This window comes from Segatella salivae DSM 15606, assembly GCF_000185845.1.
GTDB classification, from domain to species: Bacteria; Bacteroidota; Bacteroidia; order Bacteroidales; family Bacteroidaceae; genus Prevotella; species Prevotella salivae.
The window spans coordinates 1445691-1448225 of the sequence record NZ_GL629647.1 but is presented as its reverse complement, the minus strand read 5'-3'; the positions used below and the strand labels follow the sequence as shown (position 1 = coordinate 1448225).

Annotated in this window: 1 protein-coding gene; it reads left to right on the top strand. The window is 34.4% G+C overall.

All coding sequences use genetic code 11. The annotated features are described in order from the left end of the window. Positions 1 to 124: 124 nt before the first annotated feature. The coding region (locus HMPREF9420_RS06040; protein WP_007134614.1) for a SusC/RagA family TonB-linked outer membrane protein at positions 125 to 2535 on the top strand (2411 nt) is incomplete at its 3' end.

Below are 2535 nucleotides of genomic sequence, written 5' to 3'. Positions count from 1 at the left end.
GATTTCTTGATCCGAAGTTTATATAGTTCTTAGATAATATCTAATACAATTTTTTTTATAATAGTTTCTGTAATACCATTCAAAATTTTATTCCTTAATTAATATTCACTTAAACAATCAACCTATGATTAAACAAAAAGAAAAGGTAATGAAATTAACGAGATATTCGTTAGCTTTCATTTTTGCTTATTTTGGAGGTCTGTCTTCTGTAAAGGCAGAAGATTTTCCTAATCATGAAAATAGGCTTCATGTTACATCTGTCCAACAACAACAAAAGTACATGATTTCTGTTGTTGACGAAAAAGGTGAACCAATTATTGGTGCTAGTGTTGTCTCTCTAACAGATAAGACAGGTAGTGCTACTAATGTTGATGGGAAATGTTCTATCATTGCGAAAGCTGGTGAACAAATTCGAGTATCCTATATTGGGTATAAAGACCGAGTATTAACTTTAGGTTCGAAATCAAACTTACTAGTCTCTTTAGTTTCTGATAATGAATCTCTTGATGAAGTTATCGTAGTAGGATATGGTACAATGAGGAAAAATGATGTTACTGGGTCCATTTCGGTAGCAAAGGGAACAGATTTAATAAGGAATCAAAACTTCTCTGCTCTTGATAATTTGCGTGGAAAAGCTTCTGGTGTAACTGTTTTTTCTAATTCAGAAGATCTTGGAGCGTCTGCACCACGTGTTATAATTCGAGGGATTTCAACGATAAACGCAAGCTCAGATCCTTTATATGTAGTTGATGGAGTAGTAATGACGAATTTTGCTTTAGTTAATCCTAATGATATAGAGTCAATAGAAGTATTGAAAGATGCATCTGCAACTGCAATTTATGGTGCTCGAGGTGCGAATGGTGTTATAATGGTAACAACGAAGCGAGGATTGAAAGGTGAAACTAGTACTAAAGTAAGTTACCAAGGTTCTTTGAGACTTAGTACAATGGCACGTAAGATGAAAACACTGAATGCGCATGAGTGGTGTGATGCATTTATGAAAGGGCTTGAAAACGAAAATACTTATAATGGAATGCATTGGTCCCTAAATCGAACGGATTGGTTTAATGACAATCGTTATTTTGATACTCAAGGAAATCCTTTGTATGATACAGATTGGCAATCTGAGGCGACAAGAAATGCATTGTCACATAATCATCAAATTAATATTCAACAAGGGAGTAAGGAGTCGAATGTTGGAGCCTTCCTTAATTATTCAGATTATCAGGGATTGCTAAAAAACACTTGGAATAAGCGTGTAAGTGGAAAATTAACTTATGATGCAAATCCTTACAAATGGTTATCTACTGGAGTTAATATTGCAGTGAATCATATGTGGGGAAGATACACTGATTTTGATGGGGGTGGACAAGAAGCACGTCGAACGATGATAGAAATGCTGCCATGGCTCCCTCTTCGTGAACCAGATACAGGAAATTATACGACTTCAACTTCACCTTCAAAGATGTCAGACAAATTCGGATTTGAAGGTATGTCTAACCCAATAATGATTTTAGAGCAGCAAAAACGTATGTATTATAATACACAAATCTTTGGTAATGCTGCTTTAACCTTCCATATTTTACCAGGATTAGACCTGAAGACACAATATGGAATTGATTGGCATGGTATAGAAAGACGGCGTTATGCGGCAACTACATTGAACAACATATCTATGCCCAATGGTCGTGCAGAATATTATCATACAAACAGACTTTATTGGCAGGAAGAAACATATCTCACTTATCAAAAAAATATAGAAGATCATCGTCTAAATGGAATGTTCGGACTTTCATGGACAGAACAAACTACAAGGAGTAATGGTATTGTTACAGAGGGCTTTTCTAATGATTTTTATGAAGATAAGAATATGGGGGTTGGTACAAATCCACAAGCGCCTTCATCTAATATAGATAAATGGCGTATGAATTCCTATTTTCTTCGTTTTGCATATACATATAAAGATCGTTATTCTATTACAGCAACAGGCCGTTATGATGGATCTTCCAAATTTGGAAAGAATAATAAATATGCTTTTTTCCCATCAACAGGTTTAGCATGGATTATATCAGAAGAACAATTTATGAAGTCATTAACCTGGATTAGTAATATGAAATTCCATACTAGCTATGGATTAACAGGTAACTCTGAAATTGGAACTTATAATTCTTTAGCACGCACGGGAGCAGGTACACTCCTTTTAGATGGTAAGCGTGCACCCTATATGTATTTAAGTTCTCTAGAAAATCCGGATCTAAAATGGGAAAAAACCGGAATGTGGGATGTTGGTCTTGAACTTGGTCTATTTCAAAATCGTGTTAATATAGATTTATCGTTCTATAATAAAAAGACGATAAATTTATTACTTGATTGTCCTGTTCCACATTCAACAGGTTTTAGAAGTCAGTATAAAAACATCGGCTCAGTAAAGAATCAAGGTTTAGATTTGATGATTACAGCCTATCCTATTCGTTCTAAATCTTTTTCTTGGCAGATGTCTTTAAATATGAACTATAATAAGAATAAAATTCTTCA